This is a genomic window from Spiroplasma endosymbiont of Clivina fossor (assembly GCF_964031115.1).
Classification (GTDB): domain Bacteria; phylum Bacillota_I; class Bacilli_A; order Mycoplasmatales; family Nriv7; genus Nriv7.
The window spans coordinates 527,255-547,664 of record NZ_OZ035006.1 but is presented as its reverse complement, the minus strand read 5'-3'; the positions used below and the strand labels follow the sequence as shown (position 1 = coordinate 547,664).

Annotated in this window: 23 protein-coding genes and 2 pseudogenes; 9 read left to right on the top strand and 16 right to left on the bottom strand. The window is 25.9% G+C overall.

Annotated elements, in window-relative coordinates; all coding sequences use genetic code 4:
• Window positions 1-5: 5 nt before the first annotated feature.
• The 3 genes from AAHM82_RS03430 to AAHM82_RS03420 all read right to left on the bottom strand — a co-directional run bounded on the left by AAHM82_RS03430 (window position 6) and on the right by AAHM82_RS03420 (window position 1,987).
• Window positions 6-398, bottom strand: a complete 393-nt coding sequence (locus AAHM82_RS03430; RefSeq protein ID WP_342263426.1) for a transposase family protein — start codon at window positions 396-398, stop codon at window positions 6-8.
• Between the two features lie 127 nt (window positions 399-525).
• On the bottom strand, window positions 526-966 hold the full coding sequence (locus tag AAHM82_RS03425) for a transposase family protein (RefSeq protein WP_342263396.1): 441 nt from the start codon (window positions 964-966) through the stop codon (window positions 526-528).
• 43 nt (window positions 967-1,009) lie between these two features.
• Window positions 1,010-1,987 carry an IS1/IS1595 family N-terminal zinc-binding domain-containing protein gene (locus AAHM82_RS03420; RefSeq protein ID WP_342264546.1) on the bottom strand — a complete coding sequence of 326 codons (978 nt, stop codon included), beginning with the start codon at window positions 1,985-1,987 and terminating at the stop codon, window positions 1,010-1,012.
• Between the two features lie 308 nt (window positions 1,988-2,295).
• Between AAHM82_RS03420 and AAHM82_RS03415 the strand changes: the two genes are divergently transcribed.
• From AAHM82_RS03415 to AAHM82_RS03405, 3 genes are read left to right on the top strand one after another with little or no spacing between them, the layout of a single operon-like run.
• The gene (locus tag AAHM82_RS03415) at window positions 2,296-4,293 is read left to right on the top strand and encodes a hypothetical protein (RefSeq protein WP_342264545.1); all 1,998 of its coding nucleotides are present in this window, start codon (window positions 2,296-2,298) and stop codon (window positions 4,291-4,293) included.
• Window position 4,294: 1 nt separating this feature from the next.
• The gene (locus AAHM82_RS03410) at window positions 4,295-5,779 is read left to right on the top strand and encodes a hypothetical protein (RefSeq protein ID WP_342264544.1); all 1,485 of its coding nucleotides are present in this window, start codon (window positions 4,295-4,297) and stop codon (window positions 5,777-5,779) included.
• A 57-nt stretch (window positions 5,780-5,836) separates the two neighbouring features.
• Window positions 5,837-6,277 carry an HIT family protein gene (locus tag AAHM82_RS03405; protein WP_342264543.1) on the top strand — a complete coding sequence of 147 codons (441 nt, stop codon included), beginning with the start codon at window positions 5,837-5,839 and terminating at the stop codon, window positions 6,275-6,277.
• A gap of 15 nt (window positions 6,278-6,292) precedes the next feature.
• Here the strand turns inward: AAHM82_RS03405 and AAHM82_RS03400 are convergent, their stop codons facing one another.
• Both AAHM82_RS03400 and AAHM82_RS03395 read right to left on the bottom strand, forming a co-directional pair.
• Window positions 6,293-7,240, bottom strand: coding sequence for a 3'-5' exoribonuclease YhaM family protein (locus tag AAHM82_RS03400; protein ID WP_342264542.1), 948 nt, complete (start codon window positions 7,238-7,240; stop codon window positions 6,293-6,295).
• A complete protein-coding gene (locus AAHM82_RS03395; RefSeq protein ID WP_342264541.1) occupies window positions 7,233-8,930 on the bottom strand; it encodes a phospho-sugar mutase in 1,698 nt (565 codons plus the stop codon). The genes AAHM82_RS03400 and AAHM82_RS03395 overlap by 8 nt, the downstream gene beginning before the upstream one ends.
• A gap of 277 nt (window positions 8,931-9,207) precedes the next feature.
• On the opposite strand from AAHM82_RS03395, the gene AAHM82_RS03390 reads away from it, so the two are divergent.
• From AAHM82_RS03390 to AAHM82_RS03380, 3 genes are all read left to right on the top strand, one after another.
• The gene (locus AAHM82_RS03390) at window positions 9,208-9,975 is read left to right on the top strand and encodes an IS1/IS1595 family N-terminal zinc-binding domain-containing protein (protein ID WP_342264540.1); all 768 of its coding nucleotides are present in this window, start codon (window positions 9,208-9,210) and stop codon (window positions 9,973-9,975) included.
• Complete coding sequence (locus AAHM82_RS03385) at window positions 9,956-10,102, top strand: hypothetical protein (protein WP_342264539.1); 147 nt, start codon at window positions 9,956-9,958, stop codon at window positions 10,100-10,102. The genes AAHM82_RS03390 and AAHM82_RS03385 overlap by 20 nt, the downstream gene beginning before the upstream one ends.
• A 402-nt stretch (window positions 10,103-10,504) precedes the next feature.
• Window positions 10,505-11,464, top strand: coding sequence for an IS1/IS1595 family N-terminal zinc-binding domain-containing protein (locus AAHM82_RS03380; RefSeq protein ID WP_342263352.1), 960 nt, complete (start codon window positions 10,505-10,507; stop codon window positions 11,462-11,464).
• 72 nt (window positions 11,465-11,536) lie between these two features.
• Here AAHM82_RS03380 and AAHM82_RS03375 read toward each other — a convergent pair whose 3' ends face one another.
• The 7 genes from AAHM82_RS03375 to AAHM82_RS03345 form a co-directional block, all read right to left on the bottom strand.
• Window positions 11,537-11,701 carry a hypothetical protein gene (locus AAHM82_RS03375; protein WP_425288993.1) on the bottom strand — a complete coding sequence of 55 codons (165 nt, stop codon included), beginning with the start codon at window positions 11,699-11,701 and terminating at the stop codon, window positions 11,537-11,539.
• 115 nt (window positions 11,702-11,816) lie between these two features.
• Entirely contained in the window at window positions 11,817-12,020 is a 204-nt protein-coding gene (locus AAHM82_RS03370; protein ID WP_342264537.1) for a hypothetical protein, read from the bottom strand.
• A gap of 25 nt (window positions 12,021-12,045) precedes the next feature.
• Complete coding sequence (gene gpmI / locus AAHM82_RS03365) at window positions 12,046-13,581, bottom strand: 2,3-bisphosphoglycerate-independent phosphoglycerate mutase (RefSeq protein ID WP_342264536.1); 1,536 nt, start codon at window positions 13,579-13,581, stop codon at window positions 12,046-12,048.
• A gap of 29 nt (window positions 13,582-13,610) precedes the next feature.
• Entirely contained in the window at window positions 13,611-14,231 is a 621-nt protein-coding gene (locus AAHM82_RS03360) for an HAD-IIB family hydrolase (RefSeq protein ID WP_342264906.1), read from the bottom strand.
• 55 nt (window positions 14,232-14,286) lie between these two features.
• On the bottom strand, window positions 14,287-14,445 hold the full coding sequence (locus AAHM82_RS03355) for an HAD family hydrolase (protein ID WP_342264535.1): 159 nt from the start codon (window positions 14,443-14,445) through the stop codon (window positions 14,287-14,289).
• Window positions 14,446-14,459: 14 nt separating this feature from the next.
• Window positions 14,460-15,197 carry a triose-phosphate isomerase gene (tpiA, locus tag AAHM82_RS03350; RefSeq protein WP_342264534.1) on the bottom strand — a complete coding sequence of 246 codons (738 nt, stop codon included), beginning with the start codon at window positions 15,195-15,197 and terminating at the stop codon, window positions 14,460-14,462.
• A 276-nt stretch (window positions 15,198-15,473) separates the two neighbouring features.
• Window positions 15,474-15,785, bottom strand: a complete 312-nt coding sequence (locus AAHM82_RS03345) for a hypothetical protein (protein WP_342264533.1) — start codon at window positions 15,783-15,785, stop codon at window positions 15,474-15,476.
• Between the two features lie 282 nt (window positions 15,786-16,067).
• Between AAHM82_RS03345 and AAHM82_RS13080 the strand changes: the two genes are divergently transcribed.
• The 3 genes from AAHM82_RS13080 to AAHM82_RS03335 all read left to right on the top strand — a co-directional run bounded on the left by AAHM82_RS13080 (window position 16,068) and on the right by AAHM82_RS03335 (window position 18,031).
• Window positions 16,068-16,508, top strand: a complete 441-nt coding sequence (locus tag AAHM82_RS13080; RefSeq protein ID WP_342263396.1) for a transposase family protein — start codon at window positions 16,068-16,070, stop codon at window positions 16,506-16,508.
• On the top strand, window positions 16,505-16,897 hold the full coding sequence (locus tag AAHM82_RS13075) for a transposase family protein (protein WP_342264845.1): 393 nt from the start codon (window positions 16,505-16,507) through the stop codon (window positions 16,895-16,897). Before AAHM82_RS13080 ends, AAHM82_RS13075 begins: the two co-directional genes overlap by 4 nt.
• Before the next feature lie 444 nt (window positions 16,898-17,341).
• A complete protein-coding gene (locus AAHM82_RS03335) occupies window positions 17,342-18,031 on the top strand; it encodes a TrkA family potassium uptake protein (RefSeq protein WP_342263273.1) in 690 nt (229 codons plus the stop codon).
• Between the two features lie 87 nt (window positions 18,032-18,118).
• Here AAHM82_RS03335 and AAHM82_RS03330 read toward each other — a convergent pair.
• The 4 genes and pseudogenes from AAHM82_RS03330 to AAHM82_RS03320 form a co-directional block, all read right to left on the bottom strand.
• Window positions 18,119-18,685, bottom strand: a pseudogene (locus tag AAHM82_RS03330) (IS256 family transposase); the annotation flags it as partial.
• A 183-nt stretch (window positions 18,686-18,868) separates the two neighbouring features.
• The gene (locus tag AAHM82_RS13070; protein ID WP_342264845.1) at window positions 18,869-19,261 is read right to left on the bottom strand and encodes a transposase family protein; all 393 of its coding nucleotides are present in this window, start codon (window positions 19,259-19,261) and stop codon (window positions 18,869-18,871) included.
• On the bottom strand, window positions 19,258-19,698 hold the full coding sequence (locus AAHM82_RS13065; protein ID WP_342263396.1) for a transposase family protein: 441 nt from the start codon (window positions 19,696-19,698) through the stop codon (window positions 19,258-19,260). Before AAHM82_RS13065 ends, AAHM82_RS13070 begins: the two co-directional genes overlap by 4 nt.
• Window positions 19,699-19,768: 70 nt before the next feature.
• Window positions 19,769-20,365: pseudogene (locus AAHM82_RS03320) on the bottom strand (IS256 family transposase); the annotation flags it as partial.
• Between the last annotated feature and the right edge of the window lie 45 nt (window positions 20,366-20,410).

Genomic DNA, 20,410 nt, shown 5'->3' with positions numbered 1-20,410 from the left:
TAATTTTAGTTTTTTTTAATTCTTTCAATTGGAATTTCTGTAGCATCAATTGCTAATAAATTATTAGTAGTACCCTTATTTTCTAATAATATCTTTTTGCCAGGTATATGAAAGTGACTATTTTTTATTAGAGTATTTTCAACTCAAAAGATATTACGAATACAACTAACATGACTAATATTATATTTTTTTGCAATAATACGATATGTACTATATTCTTTTCAGTATTCTAAAGTCATAAGTAATCTTTGCTCTATTGATAATTTATTTGGTCTACCACCAATTTGTTTTTGTTTAGCTTCACCTTCTTTTAAAATTTCTACCATTTTCATGAAAGTTTTATATTTTATGCCTATTAAACTATAAAATTCGTTTTCGTCTTTGTATTTATCTAACATTTGTACTTCACCTAGGAAATAATATTATCAAAATAGTAGATAAAATTAAAGGTTATGTACCAAGTCTCATAAGAAAAATCAGAACTAATAATTTTTTTACTATCTTTTTCAATTATAACTTGTGTTTTTATTGTGTGTTTTTTCTTTTTTCCTGAGTAGTGCTGTTTTTGTCTTTTTTTGGGCGTTGGATTTGGCTTTCAGTTACATCAATTATAACAGTCTTATCTTTGAAATAATCTTTTAATAGTGATTTTTGACCAGTAAGTTGTTGAAAATTAGGGTGTTTTATTAAAGTGTCTTCAATTCATTTGATATTTCTATAACAACTACTTTCACTAATATCATAACTTTTTGCAATATGAAAATAAGTTCTATATTCTCTTCAATATTCTAAAGTCATTAAAATACGATTTTCTAATGATAATTTATTGGTTCTTCCGCGACGAAATCTCTTTTTTAATTCTTCTATTTTTAAAATTTCTAGCATTTTATTAAAAGTAGTATGTTTAATACCAGTTAATCTTAAAAAATTTTTATCACTTATTTGATTATTTTTTTTAAATTTCATTTAAATTCCACCTTTTTATTAAAAACAACAATTCAATTATATTTTAAATTAATTTTGCAAGAAGTCTATTAAAATATAATACCGCTGTTTGTTGATTTGGAGTTAAACCCTTATGTTGGTATTTTCATTTTCAGAGATTTAAATAATTTTGAATATTAGTAAAACCTAAACCATGATAATGAATTAAGGCTTCTTTAAGACTAGATTGTAATTTACTGATTTTATTTAAGTTACGATAACTAGCTTCAGGATTAATTGTTGTTTTAGTTACACATAAAGTAGAATTTGTTTGTTTTGCTACTAAAAAATATAATTTTTGCATATCGGAAGTAATAATTGAATTTTCGTTAATTAATTCTTTGTTCATATTTTCAATAACTCATTGTTTTTGTAAACGTTTGGTGTTTGTGGATTTAACATAAATATTGTTATTATTATCAATTGCCATTTGAATACAGCATTTAGTATTAGTTGCGAATGGGTCAAGGTGAATTCTTCGTGGATCAGTTTTATATTTGAAATTTCCTTTATGAATTTCTTTAATAAATGTTTCATCGATTTGGATTTTACCAGATAATTTTTTAAATTTTAATTGGGTATTTTCTAATTGTTTTGATTTCATTAATTTTTGACGATTATATCAAGCAGTTTTTAATGTAGTTTTAATAAAACGAGAAATTGTTTTACTAGATTGCCCCAGCAATGAAATTTGAATCAATAAATTTCATTGTTCATAATTTAAATGACTTCAATAAATAAAATGATTACGAAAAGCGTCAAAACTTGCACGGCAATTTTTACATAAATATTTTTGTTTTCCTTCTGAATTATGTCCATTTTTAACGCAATGGTAAGATTCACATTTAGGGCATTTAATACCTTGCGCTCTAAATTTTTGATCAATTTCATTTAAACGTTTTTGTTTTTTTATTAATTCTGCTTGTTGTTTGACTTTTTCATAAAATTCTAAAAATTGATCATCTGTTAAAGTATTTACTAGTTCTTGAATTATTTTTTCCATAATTATTATCCACCTCTATCATATTAAAAATATACCTAAAATTAAGTATATTCAATAAATATCAAGAGTTTTCGACAAAATTAAAAATTTTTTACAACAAAAATCATACATAAGAAATATATACTTAATTTGAATATTGAAATAATTTATAGTAAATGATTATTTTTTCTTTTTTAAAAAATACCTAAGAAAACTAAACGCGACCGTACCCGTATTTTAGAAATTACATTTTTACTATATAGTGTATAATATGTATTGTAAAATTAAATATTTTATGAAAACTAATATTTAAGGAGTGATTGAGATTAATGAAGAAAAAGATAGTTTTACCATTTGCTTTGGTGTTATCAATAAGTCCAATATGGACATCAGCAGCTTGCTCCAATAAATGAGAATTTATTGGTGATGATGGTTCGCAAGTACTTCTTGACCTTCCAACATTAAAATTTAAAGGATTAGATGATTTTTCAGGAAAATTAGATCGCATTACAATTGATCAACTTTTCAATAATTTCATTAAAAATAATGAAATTAAAAAAGAACAATTTGTTGAGTTTACTAAACGCTTACAACTATCTGTTCTTAAAAACAAAAAAAATGATCCGATATTTAAAAAAAGTTACGATAATATGATGACCAATTTAAATACTTATATTGAAGGAACTGTACATAAACAATGAGGAAATAATAAAACCAAAGAAGAAGCTAAAGAATATAAAAAATGAGGTGGTGTAGAAGGATTTAAGGATCACTTATTATTAGATAATTCTACTCCCAATAATGTTTATGAAACTTTTCGAAAAAAATTTATTAATGACTTTCAAATTGATTATGATCGCTATAGTATGGAACAAATTAAAAGAATTGCCAATGATTTAATAAAGAAAATCAACAGCGATGGTGCTAATTTTAACATTGATTTATGATATGGGAGTAAAACCGAAACCGAAACTCGGAACCGAGCATTAAGAAAAGCATATAAACTTAATAATAATGAATTAAAAGAAAAAATTGAAAGTCTTTTCAATACTTTTGCTATCAAACCAGAAAATCTTATTAAATTTGATGAGCACAATAAGGTAATGATGAACCCCGATGCTCAACAATCAAATAAATTAAGTAAAGAACAAAAATTTATTGCTGAACAATGATACTTTAATTTAAAACCGTTATTAGTTTCTCAAATTAATTTTAAATATGATGGTAAAGACAAAAATGGTTTAGAAGATGGCATTGAAACAAAAGATTTTGATGAAAATAAGAATTTAAAAAACATTAATGATTTTTTAAGTGATGCTAAAAGTAAATCTTTTGAACAATTGGCTGGTTTATATAGCGATGATAACAAAACAACCTTTGGTCAATTACCTAATTTATTAATTTTAGATAGTTCTAATGATAAATTTAGTCCAATGTTTAAAGCAGCGACTTATGATTTAGCATACGATGGTACTGATGGCGGAAGTATTCCAACTAACTTTGATGCCCTTTTAAACGATTTAAATGATGAACGAAAAGATAGCAACAAAAATAATATTTTTAAAAAAATTAAAATTGGTAATGATAAAGTTGTTTTTATTGCTGATACGAATGAAGTGCGTTTTATTAAAATTAATGGTTATGACCACTTACGAGATGGTTATAAAGCTGATGGTGATATTGGCGAAAATCAAGAAAGTGACGGCAAATATCCGGCAATAACTTCACCTGTAAATATGCGTCTTGCTAAAACTCCCTATTTACAATATTTATTTGATGAATTTAAAAAACGCGTTGATGATAATCCTCAAAGTGAAAGTTCTGGTTTTAATCCTTTGAATGAAATTAAAACTTATACTGATTTTTCCCAAAATAATATTGATAATAATGAAAACTGATGATTTTGATTTTGAGATATGATGGCGTGATTAGAACGAAATGATGATAAACCAAATAATGAATGATATAAAAAATATATTGAATCTGACCAAGATAAATGAACTGCTATTTTAGGTAAAATATTTAAACCTTCTCGTTCTTCACTGTTAGGAACTAAAATTAATATTTTAAGTAAAAATCTAAATGATGAAAATGATGCCATTAATAAGATTCCTTCCAATAAAAATAAAACTATTGGAGCATTAATTGATGTTAATAAACTTATTAATGATAACTTTATGAATAATAAAGATAACTTATGAACTATTAAAGGGAATACTCCCCCAACTTCTATTAAACCTAAAAATAACCATTCTTTAACAGGGAACCTTTATTCATCAACAGAAATTAGTAACTATTGATTACAATTAGAAAAGGAGAAACATTAAGATGCAAATACTAAAGAAATTAGTCAGTTTCATGAGTACAATTTTAATATCTTCATCTCCTATTGTAACTGTTATTGCTTGTAGTAAATCTAAAGACCGCATTGATACTAATATATCTGAAAAAACTCAAGAAGAACAATTTATTAAATTACTTGAAATAATCGATAAAAATAATATTACTGGAAAAGCATTATTTGATAAATTTAAAGGTAAGATTAGTGAATATGGTTTTAATGCTATTAAAGAGATTATTGCTCGTAATGAATTTGTTACGATATATGCGAAAATACGAGGCAAAAAAATTGAAAACTTATCTGAGACAGAAATTAAAAATTATTTGCAACAATTTGATAACCTTTGAAACCAAATAGCAGGTGATAAATTATATCAAGAATACTTAAAAGCAAGATTAAATAATAGTTTCTTAGAAGCAACAGTTACTAAACAAGGATACGACATTAAGCAATCAGCGGAATGGCATATTTTAGGGACTTGAGATGAAGAAAAAGATGAGGCCTATACTGATACAATTCAACCAAGCATTAATAACTTAATGACAGCCGAAATCACAAGCGCCAACAATGAAACCATAAATTATAAAGTTAAAGTTCGTGAACGATTTGCTGATTACTATAATGCACAAATTAAACCTACTATTCTTGATAATTTAATGACAATGACTTGATTACAAGATCGGATTTTTGAATTAAAAAAAGATGGTAATTATTCATTGCCAATAAGTTGAACTGTTTCTAAAAGTGTGCAAACATTTGATTCAGGTAATGTTTGAGATAGTAAAATAAAAATGGTTTGAGAAGTAAAAGTTAAAAAGGAAGATGAAGCAAATTTACCTAGCGATGATGTTATGTTAATTCCTGATGATACTTTCAAAAATAAATTTAAACCTGATAATAATGAAGTCAAAACAATTTTTGATCCAATATTTAATATGGCAGGTTTTCGTGGTTTTGTTGCTTATGGTAATGATAATAATCCTTATGATGACAACACAATAGAAGATTTTTATAAAGAACAAGTGAAAGAGAGACAAATTGTTGGCTTTGCTAGTAGTAAAGCTCCTAATAATTCTGAAATAAATAAATTTTATACTGAAGACCGTCGTTATGTATCTAAAATTTATGTTCTCCCAATTTTTGTCACTGATTTGTTTAAAGGTTATAAAATTGATGATGATAAAGAAATTCAAATTGATAACGGGATAGAATTTGAGTGAAAAAATAATACTAATAAAACAGGAACTAAAAAAAATAGCGAACGCAATAATACGAGAATGCAAACTCTTCCTAATAATAAAAAAACATCATTAATTAATGAATTATTATTTATAATTTCCAAAGATGATAATTTAAAAAAGAATGCTAGTCAATATTTATATACAAAATACATTGTAACTAAGAAAAATATTTACGATAAAAAGATATGAGAAGATTTATCTACTTATTTCCAAGATGAAGAAGATGATTAATTTACAAAAAAAGAGAACAGTTAACTGTTCTCTTTTTTAAACAAGGAGGATTATTAAATGCATGAACAATCTTGTTTATTTTGCAAAATAATTTTGCACGAAATTCCTAGTCATATAATTTATGAAGATGAACATACAATTGCCTTTTTAGACATTATGCCCCTTGACAAAGGACACACCCTAGTTATCCCTAAAATTCATAGTACAAATTTTATTAATACCAATGATGATATCATTTCTTTTGTTAATATTACTGCTAAAAAAGTCGCTAAACAAATTGAAGTGCAACTTAATACTTCAGCATTTAATTTTATTTCTAATAATGGCATTCTCGCTGGACAAACTATTGAACACTATCATTTACATATTATTCCTAAGTATTCTTCCCACAGTGGTTTACAATTACCAAAAAGTCAAATGGTTGTTGACAGTAAAGAACTAACAACATTACAAAAAAACTTAAATTTAGTTAAAAAAAGAATTCCTAACAAAATCTAGGAATTCTTTTTTTAACTAAATTTCACTGTTAAAATAATTGTGACGATAAAAACTACGATTTTCTAGTCCGCCAATGCGTTGGGAAAAAGCTTCATTTTCAACTTGTTCTAAACCACTATCAATGGCATAAATTCTCGCATCTAAGTTATCAATATGATGCAAAATTTCTGCTTCCATAATTTGTGGTAAAACTGGCGAACCATATTCAGTTTTACCATGACTTGCTAAAACCATATGTTGCAATAAAACTACTTGTTGCATATCTAATTGTAATTTCGCACCAATGGTAGCAATTTCACCAGCCATAATTGAAATATGCCCTATTAGTTTACCTTGCAAACTATATTCAACTGTTAAATCACCTTGTAATTCTTTAGTTTTTCCCATATCATGTAAAATAATTCCCGCATATAATAAACTTTTATTAATTTTACGATCATTATAAATTTTACAAATCGCTTCTGCTGTTTGTAACATAGTTAATGTATGTCACATTAATCCCGAATGAATATTATGATGATGCCTAACCGCTGCTGGAGAAATTTTAAAACGATCTTGTTGCGTCTTTAAAATTTCTTCAACAATTTGTTTTCAAACATCATTTTTAATTTCCATAATAAACGCATTAATTTGTTCCCACATTAAACTTTCACTAACTGGAGCACTTTTAACAAACAAATTAAGATCTGCTTCTTGTAAAGGAATAATTTCATAATTATTAATTTTAACTTGTAAACTTCTTTGATATTCTGAAACTAAACCATTAATTTTAACAATTACTCCTGCTTGTAATCTAATTGCATCTTCGCGTTGTGAATTTCATAAGCGGGCTTCAATAAGTCCTGTTTTATCTTTTAAAGTTACTGTTAAATATGTTGCTCCATTACTTGTTGTTCCTTGATTAATTTTTTCAACTAAGAATTTATCAAGAACATTACTATTTGCTTTTAAATCTTTAATCATCTAATTTCCCTTTCTTTAAATGTAAATAATTTTTTTCTAAATCGGAAAACATTAATTCCATTTTTATTTTTGCTGCTTTCACTGATTTATCAACACAAACAAAATAAAATTTAATTTTTGGTTCGGTACCACTAGCTCTTATTGCTAACCACGAACCATCATTAAAATAAAATTTTAATAAATCTTGGGGAGGCATATTATATAAACCTTGCAAATAATCTTCTTTTTTTGCTAATTTAATATTATTTAAACTAACAATTGAATCTTTTCTTAACTTTGCTAAAATCGTCTTAATTGCTTTTTGCCCACTAGGACCTTTTAAAACAACATTAACCGTATTAAAGTAAAAAAAATATCCATATTTTTGATAAATATCTTCTAAAACATCTACTAATGACTTATTTTGTTGGCGATAATAATTACAAGCCTCAGCAACAACCATTGCCGCGGCAATACCATCTTTATCACGAGTTAAATCTTTAACAACATAACCATATGCTTCTTCAAAACCAAAAACAAAATTTATATTTCGTGTCTTTTCTTTTGCCATTTCATTACCAATTCATTTAAAACCAGTTAATGTTTTAATAACTTCACAACCATAAGATTTTGCTACCAAATCACTTAAATGACCAGTAACAAAAGTATTATACATTACTGGGTTCAATGGCATAATTTTTTGCTGTTGATAATGACTTAATAAGTATTCTAACAAAATTGGTGCTGTTTCATTACCATTTAATAAAAAATACTCATTATGATGTAAAACTGCAATGCCGATTCTATCACTATCAGGGTCATTAATAATAATTAAGTCAGCATTATTTTTTTTAGCATATTTAATAGCTAATGTAAAAGATTCAGCAACTTCTGGATTAGGTGATGGTGTATTACTAAAATTAGGATCAAAATCTCATTGTTCTTTAACAGGAATAACTTGATAATTGCTACTTTGTAAAACCCTCATTACTCAATCACGACTAGTACCGTGCTGATTAGAAAAAACTATCTTAATATCCTTTTGTTCATGAGGATAAAATTGTAATGCTTTAACATCTTTAATATATTCTTCTTCAACAATAATGGGAACAGTTTTTATTAATTGTTTTTGAATTGGTTTTAGTAACTTAAACACATCCTCAATAGCAATATTTTCCATATTATTACCAACTTCATCAGTAACAACTGGTAAAAATTGACAACCATTTTCATCATAAATTTTAAAACCATTATATTCTGGCGGATTATGACTAGCAGTAATGACAGCACCAGCTAAAGCATTTAATTTTCTCACACTATATGATAATAATGGTGTTGGTCGTAAATCATTATTAGAAAACAAGTATACGGGAATACTATAACTAGTAAAAATATTAGCTACTTCTTGACTAAATTCTAATGAATAATGGCGATTATCATGCGCAATAACAATTCCTTTTTGTAATTCATCCATTTCATAATGTTTTTGTAAATATTGGATAAAAGCAATTGTTGCCTTTCTAATATTATAAATATTCATTCTTGCAATTCCAGGTCCCATAACCCCACGAATTCCTGCTGTACCAAAACTTAATGAATTACTAAAAGCATCAATAATTTCTTTTTCATTCATTGCAATTAATTGTTCTCTTAATTGTGGTTCCAAATCATTATTATTTAATCATTTTTGGTATTCTTTTTGATACGCCATACTTTCCTCCTATTAATTGTTAATCTTTATTAATTTTACTATAAATTTAAAGTAATATCTTATTTTTAATAAAGATCGCGTTTAGTTTTCTTAGGTATTTTTTAAAAAAGAAAAAATAATCATTTACTATAAATTATTTCAATATTCAAATTAAGTATATATTTCTTATGTATGATTTTTGTTGTAAAAATTTTTTAATTTTGTCGAAAACTCTTGATATTTATTGAATATACTTAATTTTAGGTATATTTTAATATGATAGAGGTGGATAATAATTATGGAAAAAATAATTCAAGAACTAGTAAATACTTTAACAGATGATCAATTTTTAGAATTTTATGAAAAAGTCAAACAACAAGCAGAATTAATAAAAAAACAAAAACGTTTAAATGAAATTGATCAAAAATTTAGAGTGCAAGGTATTAAATGCCCTAAATGTGAATCTTACCATTGCGTTAAAAATGGACATAATTCAGAAGGAAAACAAAAATATTTATGTAAAAATTGCCGTGCAAGTTTTGACGCTTTTCGTAATCATTTTATTTATTGAAGTCATTTAAATTATGAACAATGAAATTTATTGATTCAAATTTCATTGCTGGGGCAATCTAGTAAAACAATTTCTCGTTTTATTAAAACTACATTAAAAACTGCTTGATATAATCGTCAAAAATTAATGAAATCAAAACAATTAGAAAATACCCAATTAAAATTTAAAAAATTATCTGGTAAAATCCAAATCGATGAAACATTTATTAAAGAAATCCATAAAGGAAATTTCAAATATAAAACTGATCCACGAAGAATTCACCTTGACCCATTCGCAACTAATACTAAATGCTGTATTCAAATGGCAATTGATAATAATAACAATATTTATGTTAAATCCACAAACACCAAACGTTTACAAAAACAATGAGTTATTGAAAATATGAACAAAGAATTAATTAACGAAAATTCAATTATTACTTCTGATATACAAAAATTATATTTTTTAGTAGCAAAACAAACAAATTCTTTTAATTTTGTCGAAAACTCTTGATAAAATAAAAAAAATATTTTATTTAGCATTTCAAAATATGGTTAAGAAATGAACGATGCCAATTCAAAATTGGGGTAGTGTAATTTCACATTTAATGATAAAATTTGAGGACAGAGTGAATTTAAGTTAATTACTTAGAGACACAGTTAATTGTACAGTCCCCATTTCTCTCCTCTCTCGTTCATACCGTTTGCTTTGCTTTTTAATCGCATACCCATACCCAACTAACGCCGCAATAACCATTACGGGAATAATCGCTCCCCCAACAAAAGCCCCAATAAAATTTGCTGGCATATAAGTTACTAATTACTTCTGGTAATTCCTTAACTGTAGTTTCATCACGCATTCCTTCTGGTTGTAAATTTAAACCACTACCAATGTCTAATAACATACCAACTAAATATGTCACCATATAAGCAACAGCAACATTAATTAATAAAATAATATTTTAATTTTGTCGAAAACTCTTGATATTTATTGAATATACTTAATTTTAGGTATATTTTTAATATGATAGAGGTGGATAATAATTATGGAAAAAATAATTCAAGAACTAGTAAATACTTTAACAGATGATCAATTTTTAGAATTTTATGAAAAAGTCAAACAACAAGCAGAATTAATAAAAAAACAAAAACGTTTAAATGAAATTGATCAAAAATTTAGAGCGCAAGGTATTAAATGCCCTAAATGTGAATCTTACCATTGCGTTAAAAATGGACATAATTCAGAAGGAAAACAAAAATATTTATGTAAAAATTGCCGTGCAAGTTTTGACGCTTTTCGTAATCATTTTATTTATTGAAGTCATTTAAATTATGAACAATGAAATTTATTGATTCAAATTTCATTGCTGGGGCAATCTAGTAAAACAATTTCTCGTTTTATTAAAACTACATTAAAAACTGCTTGATATAATCGTCAAAAATTAATGAAATCAAAACAATTAGAAAATACCCAATTAAAATTTAAAAAATTATCTGGTAAAATCCAAATCGATGAAACATTTATTAAAGAAATTCATAAAGGAAATTTCAAATATAAAACTGATCCACGAAGAATTCACCTTGACCCATTCGCAACTAATACTAAATGCTGTATTCAAATGGCAATTGATAATAATAACAATATTTATGTTAAATCCACAAACACCAAACGTTTACAAAAACAATGAGTTATTGAAAATATGAACAAAGAATTAATTAACGAAAATTCAATTATTACTTCTGATATGCAAAAATTATATTTTTTAGTAGCAAAACAAACAAATTCTACTTTATGTGTAACTAAAACAACAATTAATCCTGAAGCTAGTTATCGTAACTTAAATAAAATCAGTAAATTACAATCTAGTCTTAAAGAAGCCTTAATTCATTATCATGGTTTAGGTTTTACTAATATTCAAAATTATTTAAATCTCTGAAAATGAAAATACCAACATAAGGGTTTAACTCCAAACCAACAAACAGCGGTATTATATTTTAATGTATAAAAAAGTTAAAGTAAAAATAGTAATTTTACATAAAAGCCTTTTAAAATTATCAAGTTGATGATTTTTTTTATTTTATCAAGAGTTTTCGACAAAATTAAAAAAATAATAATGCCTTTTTTTAATTGTCATTGTTGTTAAACCACTAGTATGTGGTTTAACAACCACCCGAGCAATTGCTAAAAATACAACGGGAACAGATAACATCAACATTCCATTAATAAAAATAGTTTTTAACAATGTTATCCAAGTAATAACTTGATGCAACCAAAGATTGTAATTAGGATTTTCTGTTTTTTTTTATCCTCTAAGAATTTCTTTCAAATACTAGTAGCACTATCATCATTAGGAAAACCTAATATCGCTTGAATACCAATGGCAAAGATAACCCCCCACCAATAGCAGTAAAAATTCGAAAACTAAATCGCATTTTAGTTAACTTAACTAAAATTTCTAAACTTATAACTAAAACAACGAAAATTAAAATAATAACTAACGATTGTCAAATTGAAATACTAAAAAAATCCTTTAAAATATCAACTTTTTTATCTTCTGGCATATATTTACCTCCCTTCAAAATAAAGTTATTTTTTAATAATTGATTTACTTGTCATTTCATCAGGAATGCTAATTCCTAATAAATTACAAATTGTTGGAGCAATATTTGCTAAACTAATATCGGTATTTGTTACCAATTTTAAATCTGATTTAGTAATAACTAATGGCACTAACTGTGAAGTATGTTTCTTATTAATATCACCCGTCTCATCAATCATAATTTCAGCATTACCATGATCAGCTGTTAATACCATAATGCCCCCTAACGATTTTAATGGTTCATATATTTCTTTTAAACATTTATCAACTACTTGTAATGCTTTAATAGTAGCTAATAAATTACCAGTATGACCTACCATATCAGGATTAGCAAAATTAAGAACAATCAAATCATATTTTTGCATTTTAATTTTACTAATTAATTCCTTAGCAACTTCGTTGGCAGCCATTTCTGGTTTTAAATCATAAGTGGCAACTCGTGGTGAAGAAACTAATATGCGGTCTTCACCAGAAAACATAATATCTCTGCCACCATCAAAGAAATAAGTAACATGAGCATATTTTTCGGTTTCAGCAATTCGTAATTGTTCTAATCCTTGCTTACTAATTCATTCACCAAGACCATTATTCACATTTTGACTTTGAAAAGCAATTTGATTAGCTTTAACATCAACACTATATTCTGTCATTGTTACAAAAAATAAATTATTACGAACTACTTCTGAATTTCACACATATTCACGATTAGTTATTGCCGCAGCTAATTGAATAGCACGGTCAGGACGGAAATTAGTAAAAATTACACTATCATTATCTTTAATATAACCATTAGCAACTTGTTCATTATATGCCGGAATAATAAATTCATCATTACGAGAACAAGCATACTCATCATCAATATATGTTAAAGGATTACTAAAACTAGCGCCATTCCGTTGCATAATGACATCATACGCTAACTTCATTCGCTCTCATCGTTGGTCACGATCCATTGCGTAATATCTTCCCGAAATACTAGATAAATATCCAACTTGTAATTCATTCATCACAGACATTAACTTTGTTAAGTACTCTTTAGCAACATCCTGTTTAGTATCACGACCATCTAAAATCGCATGCACATAAACATCTTTAAACTGCTGTTCTTTTGCCATTGTCAAAATTGCTAATAAATGATTAATATGCGAATGAACACCACCATCAGATAATAAACCAATAATATGCAATCGCGAATTATTACTTTTAGCTTGATAAATAGCAGCTAACAGAGCTGGATTTTCATAAAAAGATTTATCACCAATAGCATTATTAATTAGCGATAATGATTGATATAAAATTCTTCCCGCACCAATATGCAAATGACCCACTTCCGAGTTTCCCATTTGTCCATCTGGTAAACCAACTCATTTTCCTGAAGCATGAATTGCTAATGACGGATAAGTACTTTGTAAATATTTAAAATGTTCCATCTTAGCTTTCGTAACCGCATTAGAAGCTTGTTCAGTAGCAATGCCAAAACCATCTAAAATTGCTAATAATATTGGATTTTTAGTTCTCATCATTCTCTTTCCTTCTCTTATTTTCATCAATATTATTTTAAAATATATTTAAGTATCGCTTTACCAACACCATTTTTATTATTACTATCACACATATCTGTTGCTACTTTTATTAAATCTGAATAACCATTTTTCATCATTATTCCTAAACCAGCTTTTTGTAACATTTCATAATCATTTAAAGAATCACCAATTGCCATACAATTTTTTAGTTTAAGATGTCATTTATTCACAAGAAACTTTAAAGCTTTAGATTTATCAAAATTTGCTGGCATAATCTCTAAATATTGATGTTTTTCTAACGATGACGATGTTATTCTAATTCGTTTATTAGCTTCAATTTCAATTTTAAAATTTTCACAAATCATATCCTCTAAATCATCTAAACTAATAGTTAATGTATAACAAGCTGGCAATGCTTGCCAATCATTTAAAATCTTTAACTTATATTTAGGATTTATTTCTGCTTCTCGCATAATTGCAACAGATTTTTTTCTTGTATAGGCAGAATTTTTTAAACCATAACCTCAAAAATTCAAATCATATTTTTTAATAATTTCATAAATATATTTTGTATCTTCTTCATTTAAATGAGCATTTCAAATATTCTTTTTAGTTTTTAAATCATAAATAACACAACCGTTAAAACAAATAATATGTTATGCATACTCATCTAACTTTAATTGCTGAGCATATAAAAGTGCTGCACTAGAGAGGTGCCCTCCCCGTTGCTAAAACAACTTTAATGCCTTTCTCTTGTACTCGAATAATAGCTTCCCTAGTATCATCTAATATTTTTCCTTTATCAGTTAATAAAGTGCCATCAATATCAATTGCAATTACTTTAATATTCCTACTATTTATCACTCCGTAGAAATTAATTAAGAAATTAATTGCAAGAATGAATCCACTTGCAATGATGCACCACCAACTAATGCTCCATCAATATCTGGTTGTTCTAAAAGTGCTTTAATATTATCTGGTTTAACAGAACCACCATATTGAAGCCTAATCTTATTACTTAGAGCAACATTATATATTTCCATTATATATTTACGAATAAACTGACAAACTTGTTGTGCTACTTCTACTGTTGCTGTTTTTCCAGTTCCAATAGCTCAAACCGGTTCATAAGCAATAACAATTTGTGCTAACTGTTTCTCACTAACATTTTCTAATGCTATCTTTAATTGCTGAGCAACAACTACTTCTGTTTGCTTATTAATATATTCTTCTTCCGTTTCACCACAACAAAGAATAATTTTTAAATTATTTTCTAAAGCCTTTAAAACCTTTTTGTTAATAATCTTATTACTTTCATTAAAAAGACTTCTTCTTTCAGAATGTCCTAATACAACATAGGAAACATTCATAGTTTTTAACAATAATGGTGACACCTCTCCCGTAAATGCACCATCATTTTCAAAATGACAATTTTGAGCACTAATAATTAATTTACTAGTCTCACGAATAGATGTTTCCAATAAAGGAAAACTAACAGCAATTCCAACATCAATATTCTGATTTATCATTTTCTGTTCAATTTGCAAAATAAAATCTTTTGTTTCATTAATATTTTTATACATTTTTCAATTACCGATAATAATTGGTTTACGCATTTAAATAATTCCTTTCTTAATTGTTTTCCTCTTTGATTATAACATATCTCTTTTTGGATATGTTGCCACTAGAAAATCGCAATTTTCAATAAAAAACTTTATCAATAAAAGATAAAGTTTTTTATTTTTTCTTTCTTTTAATTCTGTTTTGAGATTTTAGTTTAGCCTTTTTAGAAGCCTTTTTTGCTTTTTTTCAAATCTTGATTATTTTTCTTAATAAGTTTTTCTCTTTTTTATCCTTGTTTTTATTAGCAGATACTTTAGTTCGCTGTTCCTTTAATTCAATTTTTTGCTGTAATTTTTCTTGTTGTTGGCGTTTTTTAATTTCAATGCGTTTTTTTTAAGAAATTTACGATAAATAATTCATTCTTGAATATGTTTCTCTCGTAACCTTTGCTTTTCCTCAATTGAAGCATCATTTTTCTTTAAAATTTGATATTCACTACGATGCTTATTCCTAATTTCTTGATATCGTAAATCTTGAAAGTTTTTACCAGTAAAAAAATAATGAATCGTACCTAAATATCCTAAATTAACAGCATTACCATTTTTCTTAGCTATACTATTAGCAATTAATATAAAAGGCACATAAATTACCATCCCTAATATTAAATTAGAAAATACTAAAATAATTGCTTTCCAACTTGATGTTGCTAAAATGGCACCAACGCCCACAGGAGCAAGAAAAGACATTTGCAGTGAAAGCATAAGGAACATACCCTAACATCATTCATAATCAAGTTCAAATCACCAATAATACTGGACCAATAACCGCAGGAATAAAAAATATCGGATTTAATATTAGACTTCTTGCAAAATTAATTTAAAATATAATTGAATTGTTGTTTTTAATAAAAAGGTGGAATTTAAATGAAATTTAAAAAAAATAATCAAATAAGTGATAAAAATTTTTTAAGATTAACTGGTATTAAACATACTACTTTTAATAAAATGCTAGAAATTTTAAAAATAGAAGAATTAAAAAAGAGATTTCGTCGCGGAAGAACCAATAAATTATCATTAGAAAATCGTATTTTAATGACTTTAGAATATTGAAGAGAATATAGAACTTATTTTCATATTGCAAAAAGTTATGATATTAGTGAAAGTAGTTGTTATAGAAATATCAAATGAATTGAAGACACTTTAATAAAACACCCTAATTTTCAACAACTTACTGGTCAAAAATCACTATTAAAAGATTATTTCAAAGATAAGACTGTTATAATTGATGTAACTGAAAGCCAAATCCAACGCCCAAAAAAAGACAAAAACAGCACTACTCAGGAAAAAAGAAAAAACACACAATAAAAACACAAGTTATAATTGAAAAAGATAGTAAAAAAATTATTAGTTCTGATTTTTCTTATGGTAAAAACCATGACTTTAAAATTTTAAAAGATTCAAAAATTAAATTTTTACCAGAAACAACTGTTTTAGTGGATTTAGGTTATCAAGGCATACAAAAAATTAATCATAATGTTTTAATTCCTAAAAGAAAATCAAAGAAAAACCCTTTAAATAAAGAAGAAAAGCAAAATAATGAGCGAATTTCAAAAATGAGAATTGTTATTGAAAATGTTTTTGCTATACTTAAAAAATTTAAAATTATTAGTGAAAAATATCGAAATCGTAGAAAAAGATTTGCTTTAAGATTTAATTTAATAGCTTCAATTTATAATTTACAACTATTAGTTTAAATATATTTGATAATTTAAAATTTCAGTCTTTTTTTATTGTAAATAATAATTTTTATTATGTTTTAATGACAAAATATTTGTAAAAATAATCTAAAAATTATTTTAATAACACTTTTATATTTATTTTAAATTTAAAAATTATAATTATCATATTAATTTTGCAAGAAGTCTAATAAATATCAAGAGTTTTCGACAAAATTAAAATTTTTTTATTGTGTAAAAATTCAATAATATGATAAAATGGTAACGAATAAAAATGACAATAACAAGAAAGGCAGGCTTAGTTTAGTAATTAAATAATATAATTAGCTGATTGTTTTACTTTTTCAAAGTAATACCTAAGAAAACTAAACGCGACCATTAAAATACTTAGATTATTATTTTAAGATAAAATATAGTATAATTTTGTGGTAATAGTTTCAAATATATAAGAGGTGTTAAATAATGGCAGCAAAAGAATTTTGTATAATTGGTTTAGGTAATTTCGGCACAGCAGTTGCAGAAACATTAGCATCAATGAACCACAATGTCATTGTTATTGATCAAGATAATAGTAAAATCAGAAAAATTACGGGAAATTTTGCTAACATTAACGGCTACGAATTAGATGCCACTGACTTAGAAGCATTAGAAAGTATTGGAATTAAAAATATTAATGACATTATTATTGCTATCGGTAGCAATATTCAATCATCAGTTCTAGTAGCTGTTAACCTAAAAGAATTAGAAACCACCAATATCATTGCTAAAGCTATTAACAATCCTCATGAAAAGATTTTACGAGCAATTGGGATTAATCAAATTGTCAAACCCGATATTTCCTCAGGAAGACAAACTGCCCTAAAAGCCCTATGAGGTCTAGAAGTTGACATTAAAGATGTTGATGGTGAATTTAGCATTAGTTTAGTTGAAGCCACAAACAAAATTATCTTAGGAAAACCCCTTGAAGAAATCAAACTAATTAACAACAAAAGAGTTAACATCATTCACATTAAACACAACAAAAAAATTATCCTACCCGATGCTGATACCATTCTTAGCTATGGGGACGAAGTGCTATTCATTGCTAAAAACAAATACATCCAAGAAATTCACGAATACATTACGGGAGCAAAAGAAACCGAAGATATTTAAAAACAGCACGATGTGCTGTTTTTAAATTTAATTAATTACTAATGTTTTTTTTCAAGGGACTGTACAATTAACTGTGTCTCTAAGTAATTAACTTAAATTCACTCTGTCCTCAAATTTTATCATTAAATGTGAAATTGCACTACCCCAATTTTGAATTGGCATCGTTCATTTCTTAACCATATTTTGAAATGCTAAATAAAATATTTTAAAAACTGATGCGTCATTAGGAAAAATCTTTTTATTCTTAATGACTTTTCTTAGTTGACTATTAACAGATTCAATCGCATTAGTTGTGTAAATAATCCTTCTAAATTCTTGAGGATATTCAAGAAAAATTATTAAATTATTTCAGTTATTTTTTCATGATTTAGTAATTTGTGGATACTTTTTATTTCATTTTTCTGAAAAATGATCTAAAGCAACTAGCGCTATTTCTTCATTAATTGCTGTATAAATTGATTTTAAATCATTAGCTACAAGTTTGCGATCTTTGTAAGGGACAAATTTTAAACTATTACGAATTTGATGAACGATGCATAATTGGTGCTGTGTTTTTGGGAACACAGCTTCTATATTGCATCAGACATTCCAGTTAAATTATCGCTACAAGCAACAAAGAATATCTTGTAAGCCACGATTTTTCATTTCCGTAAGGATTTATATAATAGACTTCTTGCAAAATTAATATGATAATTATAATTTTTAAATTTAAAATAAATATAAAAGTGTTATTAAAATAATTTTTAGATTATTTTTACAAATATTTTGTCATTAAAACATAATAAAAATTATTATTTACAATAAAAAAAGACTGAAATTTTAAATTATCAAATATATTTAAACTAATAGTTGTAAATTATAAATTGAAGCTATTAAATTAAATCTTAAAGCAAATCTTTTTCTACGATTTCGATATTTTTCACTAATAATTTTAAATTTTTTAAGTATAGCAAAAACATTTTCAATAACAATTCTCATTTTTGAAATTCGCTCATTATTTTGCTTTTCTTCTTTATTTAAAGGGTTTTTCTTTGATTTTCTTTTAGGAATTAAAACATTATGATTAATTTTTTGTATGCCTTGATAACCTAAATCCACTAAAACAGTTGTTTCTGGTAAAAATTTAATTTTTGAATCTTTTAAAATTTTAAAGTCATGGTTTTTACCATAAGAAAAATCAGAACTAATAATTTTTTTACTATCTTTTTCAATTATAACTTGTGTTTTTATTGTGTGTTTTTTCTTTTTTCCTGAGTAGTGCTGTTTTTGTCTTTTTTTGGGCGTTGGATTTGGCTTTCAGTTACATCAATTATAACAGTCTTATCTTTGAAATAATCTTTTAATAGTGATTTTTGACCAGTAAGTTGTTGAAAATTAGGGTGTTTTATTAAAGTGTCTTCAATTCATTTGATATTTCTATAACAACTACTTTCACTAATATCATAACTTTTTGCAATATGAAAATAAGTTCTATATTCTCTTCAATATTCTAAAGTCATTAAAATACGATTTTCTAATGATAATTTATTGGTTCTTCCGCGACGAAATCTCTTTTTTAATTCTTCTATTTTTAAAATTTCTAGCATTTTATTAAAAGTAGTATGTTTAATACCAGTTAATCTTAAAAAATTTTTATCACTTATTTGATTATTTTTTTTAAATTTCATTTAAATTCCACCTTTTTATTAAAAACAACAATTCAATTATATTTTAAATTAATTTTGCAAGAAGTCTAATATTAAGTCAAAATTTGGCTCCCTCATTCTCGCTAATTCACATTCCTAAAATATCTTTTAAACCATCTAAATTAATTCCTAAGGCAAGATAAACTGCTTTATTTATTATTCGTTTATCTTGCTTTACTTTAACAACAATACAATCAAAATAAACAATCGGATAAATCTTCTCTAAAGGTTTAGTTTGTCACATTTTAACTTCTTCAATAACATCATCAGTTATTTGACTAATTAAACTTTCTGAAATTTCTGCTCCGTGATAGAATTCTTGCAATTGTGCTTTGATATCAGAAATTGTCATTCCTCTTGCATATAAAGAAATTACTTTTTGATCAAAGTTATCAAATCTTCTTTGTCTTTTCGGAATAATTACTGGTTCAAAAGTACTATTTCGATCTCTTGGTACATCAATTGCGATTGAACCATTTTTAGTAATAATGGTTTTTTGTGTGTTGCCATTTCTTTTATTATGATTCTCATCAGTTTCAAGATGATCTTTAATTTCCGTATTTAACATTCGTTCAGTTAATTTTTTGATAAATTCCTGAAAAATAGTATTGCCTTTAAATAAATCTTGTGGATTATCAATATTTTCTAAAAAATAATCAACAACTTTATCAATTGCGTCAGGTTCTTTTTTTAT